At 51.0% G+C, this 7433-nt stretch carries 6 protein-coding genes and 1 pseudogene; 2 read left to right on the top strand and 5 right to left on the bottom strand.

The annotated features are described in order from the left end of the window. A pseudogene (locus H6F80_RS02655) lies at positions 1–284 on the top strand (aspartate aminotransferase family protein); the annotation flags it as partial. A 232-nt stretch (positions 285–516) separates the two neighbouring features. Here H6F80_RS02655 and H6F80_RS02650 read toward each other — a convergent pair. From H6F80_RS02650 to H6F80_RS02640, 3 genes are all read right to left on the bottom strand, one after another. Then, positions 517–681, bottom strand: coding sequence for a metallothionein (locus H6F80_RS02650; RefSeq protein WP_190790063.1), 165 nt, complete (start codon positions 679–681; stop codon positions 517–519). 104 nt (positions 682–785) lie between these two features. Next, the gene (gene hisB / locus H6F80_RS02645; protein ID WP_190790062.1) at positions 786–1424 is read right to left on the bottom strand and encodes an imidazoleglycerol-phosphate dehydratase HisB; all 639 of its coding nucleotides are present in this window, start codon (positions 1422–1424) and stop codon (positions 786–788) included. Between the two features lie 44 nt (positions 1425–1468). Then, on the bottom strand, positions 1469–2236 hold the full coding sequence (locus H6F80_RS02640) for a putative endonuclease domain-containing protein (RefSeq protein ID WP_190790061.1): 768 nt from the start codon (positions 2234–2236) through the stop codon (positions 1469–1471). A gap of 348 nt (positions 2237–2584) precedes the next feature. On the opposite strand from H6F80_RS02640, the gene H6F80_RS02635 reads away from it, so the two are divergent. Then, positions 2585–4636: an elongation factor G gene (locus H6F80_RS02635; protein ID WP_190790060.1), complete on the top strand. Its 2052-nt coding sequence runs from the start codon at positions 2585–2587 to the stop codon at positions 4634–4636. 259 nt (positions 4637–4895) lie between these two features. On the opposite strand, the gene H6F80_RS02630 is transcribed toward H6F80_RS02635, so the two are convergent. Next, on the bottom strand, positions 4896–6200 hold the full coding sequence (locus H6F80_RS02630) for a glycosyltransferase family 4 protein (RefSeq protein WP_190790059.1): 1305 nt from the start codon (positions 6198–6200) through the stop codon (positions 4896–4898). A 56-nt stretch (positions 6201–6256) separates the two neighbouring features. Then, positions 6257–7433: DegT/DnrJ/EryC1/StrS family aminotransferase (locus tag H6F80_RS02625; RefSeq protein WP_190790058.1), on the bottom strand; the 1177-nt coding region annotated here is incomplete at its 5' end.

Here is a 7433-nt window from a genome sequence, read left to right as displayed (position 1 = left end):
CGGACGGTCTGCTGCAAATTGCCCAGGAAACCGGACACGCTGCCTGCGGTGGACAAATCAGCGGAATGTTCGGCTTCTTCTTCACCGAGGGACCCGTTCACAGCTACGAAGACGCGAAAAAGGCTGACCTGACCAAGTTCGGTCGCTTCCATCGCGGCATGCTGGAGCAGGGCATTTATCTCGCGCCGTCTCAGTTTGAAGCCGGATTTACGTCGCTGGCTCATACCGATGAGGATATCGATCGCACTCTAGCCGCTGCCCGTGAAGTGATGGCTTCGCTGTAGGGTTCGATCGTGATTCATCGCGCTTGAAATATCGCTTTTGTGGGGTGGGCATCTTGCCTGCCCTATTTTTTAGTTTTATTTCTATAGCAAAAGGCAACCTCCATAGCCTGTCACACGAGCGCACAGGACAAGAAATTGCCTTTTTGAAGCTTGGTTTGTCGCCGTTTGAGGAAAACGACAGGTCAGTTTAACCCTTAGTCAGCAAGACGAAACCTTGCTGAATGCACTGATTCTAACAGCCGCAGCCAGAATGACCACAGCCCGCTTGTCCACCCTGATGCCCATTCGCACAAGCATCGCTGCAATAAGCCTTCCCATCTTTCTGGATTGCATCTTCGATCGACACAACGCACAGGCAGGAATCGCAAGCACATTTCATTTGAGTTACGGTCGTCATAGTTTTCCCTCAAATAAGATTCTGTATTTATCCTAACATCTGAACAGGTATTCAGGTATTAAGTTCGCATCGGCTTTAAGCTAAACGATGCCTATTTACGATGCCTACAGCACACCCTTCGAGCTGGGAATCAGGTTCGATCGCCGAGAGTCTACTTCGATCGCCATCCGGGTTGCCCGCGCAAATGCCTTAAACGTCGCTTCGATAATGTGGTGCGAATTCATCCCGTCGAGCTGTCGAATGTGCAGGGTCATTTGAGCATGATTGACGATCGCCACAAAAAACTCGCGCACCAATTGCGTATCATAGGTTCCAACCCGCTGAGTCGGAATCTCTAAGCCATAGCTAAGGTGAGGACGACCGGAAAAATCTAGCGCAACCTGAATCAAAGCCTCATCGAGCGGCGCGACAAAGTGACCAAAGCGGACAATGCCTTTTCGATCGCCCAATGCCTTGTGCAATGCTTGACCCAGCGTAATGCCAACATCCTCATTGGTATGGTGATCGTCAATGTGCAGATCACCTGTTGCCTGGATGTCCAGATCGATCAGCCCATGAGAGGCAATCTGATGCAGCATGTGATCCAGAAACGGCACACCCGTTTTCGCGTTGCACTGCCCGGAGCCGTCGAGATTGAGGCTAACCTGCACATCGGTTTCGCCCGTCACGCGCCGCACGGTTGCAGTTCGAGCCGGAAGGTCTAAATTAAGGGAAGCGGGAGCGATCGAATCACGAGTCTGCATGAGAATCTGAACAAAGACAACAGTATCCCTATTATGAAATGTCTCTACAGCACAAACGCATCGTAGAGGCAATTCGGACAGCAAACATAATGCCCCTGCCAGCGGATCGGACCCTCACCGCACTCCGGACAATAAAATGTGAAGCCTGAGGTGAGCATCAATCGTGCTTCCTGCGTCTGAGATTTTTTGCGCTTTCGTTTGGGTTTTAGTTCAGTGACATTGGCAGGTTTGAAATAGGCATCGCGATCGCCTTGAATCGCCATTTGCTGAGCTTCGGCTTCAGTCCAGCGACGATCGGGCTTTAGGGTCGGAACCTGACGGAAAGCATTCATCACAGAACTGTCTCCGGTGAGTTCGGCAATCACGCTGGCGATCGTCTTACAGCAGCTTGCGGGAGCTTTGACCGCCTGACGCTCGCTGAACCGAATCACAACCCAGCCCCAGTCGAGAAATGCCTGATTGCGAATGGCATCTTTAGGACAGCCGAAATAGTGCAAGGGCTGAAGTTCGCGGGTGTAGGGTTCGTCAATCTCAATGTCGATATGCAGCCCTATCGCTGGATCAATATAGGCAAAATCGGGCACATAAGGCTGATCGTAGCCCGATCGCAGCATCTGTACCCCGGTATGGATTTTGCCAGGGAAATATTGCCAAAGATCGCGCTCAAACTGAGACTCCGATCGTCCTTTGGGCGGTTTGATGTGATGGCCCATTGGCGGCGTAGTTTGTTTGAGGCGGGCGATCGTCTCATCAAGAGAGGATTTAAGCGACGCGAGAGAAGCAGGAATCAGAAGGGTGGGTAATCGCTCCATCTCTTTATTTTGACAAAGCGAATTGCAAGCGATTACTTTGCAGAGTGTAAATGACCGTAACAAAACCGTATTGTCATAAATTTTCCTAACCGACGATCGCATCCAGCGAATACGCAAGGTAATCTAAAACTAAGGTAATTGGGATTAACTTTTAACGGTTAGCTTTTAGCATTCCATTGTTCGCCATCAGCTCCTTTTCACCCCTACAAAATCTGCACGTTTTGATTCCTCTTTAACGGCTGATTGCTTTTCCAGAATGCTGATCGCTCCATCTCTTCAATGAGCAGCATAACGGATGGGCTGCTACCCTTTTGCCGTTCATTCCGAATTGAAAAAAGGATGAATATCATGAGCGAAAAAGTTTTATCTGGCTCACGAAACGTGGCGATCGTGGGACCGTATCTTAGCGGTAAAACCTCTCTGCTGGAAAGCCTTTTGTGGGTGACAGGCGCAACGTCGCGTAAAGGCAGGATTGCAGATAAAAATACCGTTGGAGATGCTTCTCAAGAAGCCCGCGATCGCCAGATGTCTGTTGAAACCAATGCTGCCAGCACAGAATATGGCGGCATTTCTTTTACGTTTATTGATTGCCCCGGTTCGGTTGAATTCGCTCAGGAAACCTACGATGCCCTAATTGGAGTTGATGCGGCGATCGTAGTGTGTGAACCAGACTGCAATCGCGTTTTAACACTGGCTCCGCTGTTTCAATTTCTAGACGATTGGGAAATTCCTCACCTGGTTTTTGTCAACAAAATGGATCGCGCCCATGCGAGTTTTGCTGACATTTTACAGGCACTCAAATCCGTTTCGAGCCGTCCACTGGTTCCGCATCAATACCCGATCGGACAGGGAGAAACGATCACTGGATTTATCGATTTAATCACCGAGCAAGCATACCAATATCATCCCGGTGCACCGGCTGACCCGATTCCGCTGCCGGAAGACTTGAGAGAACAAGAACACGCGGCTCGCGCTGAAATGCTGGAAACGCTGGCAGACTTTGACGATCACCTGCTGGAAGAACTGCTCGAAGACATCGAACCCCCGCAGGAAGAGATCCTCAAGGATCTGAAGATGGAGCTAGGCGCAGATTTGATCGTGCCCGTGCTGGTAGGCATTGCCGAACAGGATTTTGGTGTGCGTCCTTTGCTGGAAACCCTGCTGCGCGAAGCCCCTGAACCCGATACCACAGCAGAACGGCGTGGCTTGCAGCTCAACGCGAAAAACCCGATCGCCCAGGTACTCAAAACCTACTGCACCGCTCAGGGCGGCAAACTCTCGCTCGTCCGAGTTTGGCAGGGCAAGATTACAGACGGCATCGCTCTCAACGGGGTGCGCGTGGGCGGCATTTATCGCCTCACCGGACAGCAGCAGCAAACGCTACAGGAAGCTCCCGCTGGATCGATCGTCGCTCTGGGACGCATGGAAGGCATCAAGACCGGAGACACCCTGAGCACTGATGCCAGCGTCAAGCCCCTCCCCATTGCCGATCGCCTCGAACCCGTTTATGCCCTGGCAATTGTCTCTGAAAAACGCAGCGACGAAGTGAAGCTCAGTTCTGCCCTGACGAAATTGCTGGAAGAAGATCGATCACTCCACTGGGAACAGCACGGCGATACCCATGAAGTGATTTTGTGGGGACAGGGCGAAATTCACCTTCAGGTCGCGCTCGATCGCTTGCGTCGGAAATATGGTCTGCCCATGACCACCCACCTGCCCCAGATTCCCTACAAGGAAACGATTCGCAAAGTCGCAAATAATATCCACGGACGTTACAAACGACAATCAGGCGGACACGGGCAGTTTGGCGATGTTTATATCGATATCAAGCCACTTCCACGCGGCACAGGCTTTAACTTCGATGAAAAGATCGTGGGCGGTGTGGTTCCGCGTCAATACATTCCGGGCGTTGAGATGGGCGTGCGCGAATTCCTCAGCCACGGTCCGCTAGGTTTCCCGGTGGTGGATGTGGCAGTCACGCTGATCAATGGCTCCTATCACGCGGTAGACAGTTCCGAGCAAGCCTTTAAGCAAGCCGCACGTCTGGCAATGCAGGAAGGCATGATGAAATGTGAACCAAGCCTGCTGGAGCCAATCCTTGCCGTCAGGATTTCGGTTCCCAATACCTTTACGGCAAACGTGCTGCGGCTGATCAACGGTCGGCGCGGCCAAGTTCTGGGCTACGAAGCGAAACCCAACTGGAACGGCTGGGACGAAGTGCAGGCGCACATTCCCCAGGCAGAAATGCAAAACCTGATCGTGGAACTGCGATCGCTTACCATGGGCATTGGCTCATTCCGCTGGCAGTTTGACCACTTGCAGGAAGTTCCCGAAAAAGTGGCTGAGCGGCTCGTTTCTAAATCGGGAAATGGCTCAGGCAATAGTAATGGTCATGGTTAGGAGATCTCTCCTGTCTTCGTAACGTTGAATGGGGCGAATCTCGGTTCGCCCTTTTTTGCATTACGGTGCAGGAAGAAATCGGGGCTGAGGATTTGCTCAGATGGATAATGGATATCAGATGGGTAGAGGTCAAGCAGTAAGGAACACTTCCCCCTCAGAAGTAATCGACCTGATGCGTTATTCTCTGCCGTTGATGCGTTACGCCGCGCGAATACGTCCTACGCTGTCTGCGGGTTCTGCGATTTGGCAATGCCTGCTTTTAGACTACGGTTGAAAGGGGTGACTCTTCCCAGAAATCTGGTTTTACTTGGCGGCGTCCCAGTACCCACTCGTAGATTTCGATCGTTTTTCTTGCCTTCACATCCCAGGAGTAGTGGGCACAGGTAAAACGGCGAGCGGCAATTCCCATTCCGATTACTCGCTCTGGATCTTGAACCAATTTCTCTAGTTCCTGAGTAAAGCTCTGAGTAATTTGGCTTAGATCGCCTAACGGAACTTTTACGCCACAGCCTGCCTGCACTCGTTTTGCAGGACCACCGTAATCCACCACCACACAGGTCATGCCTGACATCGCTGCTAAAGTCAGCACGCCTCCACCCTGCTCACGAATCGAGGGAAAAGCAAAAATGTCAGACTGGCGCATTAGCTCTCCGACCTGTGCCTGAGAAATGGTTCCGGTAAACTCAACGCATTCGGATAAATTCGCTTGTTCGACCATTTGTTGCAGCCGAGGGAGTTCGGGTCCATCTCCCACAATCACAAGCTTGTGCTGTTGCAAAATCGGGCTAGCCACAAAACTGCGAACCACGACTTCCGGTAGCTTAAAGGGAACCAGCCTGCCGACAAACAGAATCGTCATGCGATCGTTTTTTTGCCGGGTCGGAAGCGGAAAGGCTTCTGGGTCAACCCCTCCTTCGGGAAAATTAAAAGTTCTGGCTTTTGCATTATCCGGGACTTGCGCAACCGTATGGTCGTAGGCGGCTAGAATCGCTGCGGCATTAGCATAGGTCGATCGATAAAAAGGAAGCCAGCGATGCGCTTGACGCACATAGTTCATCCATTCTTTTTCCCGGTGCATCTCTTCTTTGAACTGAGTGGGCCAGGGCAAGCCGCCGTTCAAAGGCCCAATCACAAACGGAACTGAGATCCATTGGGCGATCGGGCTGGGAATCGTCGGAGACATAGGACTGAGACGATGAACTAGATCAAACTGTCCATGATTGAGTTCATCCCGAAATCTTTGCCAAACTGCCCATTCAAAAGCCAGGTAGCTGGGATAGCTGAAGGCAACCTTCAAGGTCATCGCCGTATTAGGATTGCCACTCAGAAACGATGCCAGTTTGTAGAGGGGGGCAGCAAGCCGCTCAGTGTCGATATAGACCACTTCTGCTTTGCCCATTCCCACCTTCTCAATGTTGGGCTGATTTCGGATCTGAGTCACCATGACGACATCCGCGTATTCTGCCAGAGAACACGCATAGGTGTAGGCTAAGGCGGGTAAAGAGTGCCATTCAGGATTGCAATCATCAGCGAGCAGCAAAACTCGTAATCGGTTGGAGTGCATTGGAGTTTTGGAGATGAATGTTGACTGGAGGAAACGCGGCGGAAACAGGAAAACGGTTAAGGGTTGAGCAGTTTTCCTGACATCAGCCTTTGGATTCTCTGGCTTTCATAAACCGCTAAGCGAATAATTTGGCAGATCTGGTCGATGTCGTGAAATTTCATTGCGGTTCCAGTGGGTAAGGAAAAGACCTTTTGGGTTAATTTCTCAGTTTTGGGCAGCAGCAGTCCGGCATTGGGGAAGTAGGAACGATAGGGTTCCATTTGATGACATCCCGGATAGAAATAGCGACGAGCCAGCACGTTTTCGGCGTGTAGAATTTGCACGATTTGATCACGGCTAATGCCTGCTTCCTGTTCATCCACTTCAACGACAACGTACTGATAGTTGTTCTTTTCAGCACTGTCATAAGCAATAAGTTGAATTCCCGGAAGGTTCTCAAGGTTGACCTTGTACTGCTGATAGTTTTTATAGTTGACCTCGATGAATTCACGGATGCTTTCGAGACCTGTAACGCCCATCGCTGCAGATAGCTCGTTCATCTTGCCATTGGTGCCAATGTAGGTCACGTTGTCGTAACCTGCACCAAACCCAAAATTCTTCATCAGACGAATCTTCTTGGCAAGCTGGTCGTTGTTGGTGACGACTGCACCTCCTTCAAAGGTATTGAGGAACTTAGTGGCATGGAAGCTGAACACTTCGGCTTCACCAAAATTGCCGATCATCGTGCCTTGATATGAACACCCCAGCGCATGGGAAGCATCAAAAGCCAGCTTCAGATCGTGACGCTGAGCGATCTCAGTGAGGGCTTCGATCGGGCAAGGACGCCCCCAAACATGAACCCCCAGGATGCCTGTCGTTCGAGGAGTAATCAGGCGATCGATCTGGTTGGGATCAATGTTGTGGGTTTGTGGATCAACATCACAGAAAACGGGAGTAATCTCCTGCCATTGCAGCGCATGGGGTGTCGCAACAAAAGTGAAAGAGGGCACAATGACCTCGCCTTTGAGCTCCAGTGCGCGGATCATGATTTCTAATGCGACTGTACCGTTGCACGTTGCAATACAGTGCTTTGCCCCTGTAAACGCTGCAAGTTGCTGCTCAAACTCCTGCACATATTGACCGTTGTTTGACAGCCATTTGCGATCGAGAATGTCGTTAATTCGAGTCATCAATCGATCGCGACTGCCAATATTGGGACGACCGACATGCAGCTTTTCTTTGAAGGTTGGAGAA

The sequence above is a fragment of the Leptolyngbya sp. FACHB-711 genome, from assembly GCF_014695615.1.
In the GTDB taxonomy this organism is placed as follows: Bacteria; Cyanobacteriota; Cyanobacteriia; order Elainellales; family Elainellaceae; genus Leptolyngbya_A.
Note: the sequence above shows the minus strand (reverse complement) of the source record. Positions and strands in the feature narration are given on the sequence as shown.

Excerpts from the sequence above, each read along its gene's own strand:
- H6F80_RS02650 (WP_190790063.1), bottom strand. The coding sequence starts at position 681 with ATGACGACCGTAACTCAAATGAAATGTGCTTGCGATTCCTGCCTGTGC.
- H6F80_RS02630 (WP_190790059.1), bottom strand. The coding sequence starts at position 6,200 with ATGCACTCCAACCGATTACGAGTTTTGCTGCTCGCTGATGATTGCAAT.
- H6F80_RS02640 (WP_190790061.1), bottom strand. The coding sequence starts at position 2,236 with ATGGAGCGATTACCCACCCTTCTGATTCCTGCTTCTCTCGCGTCGCTT.
- hisB (WP_190790062.1), bottom strand. The coding sequence starts at position 1,424 with ATGCAGACTCGTGATTCGATCGCTCCCGCTTCCCTTAATTTAGACCTT.
- H6F80_RS02635 (WP_190790060.1), top strand. The coding sequence starts at position 2,585 with ATGAGCGAAAAAGTTTTATCTGGCTCACGAAACGTGGCGATCGTGGGA.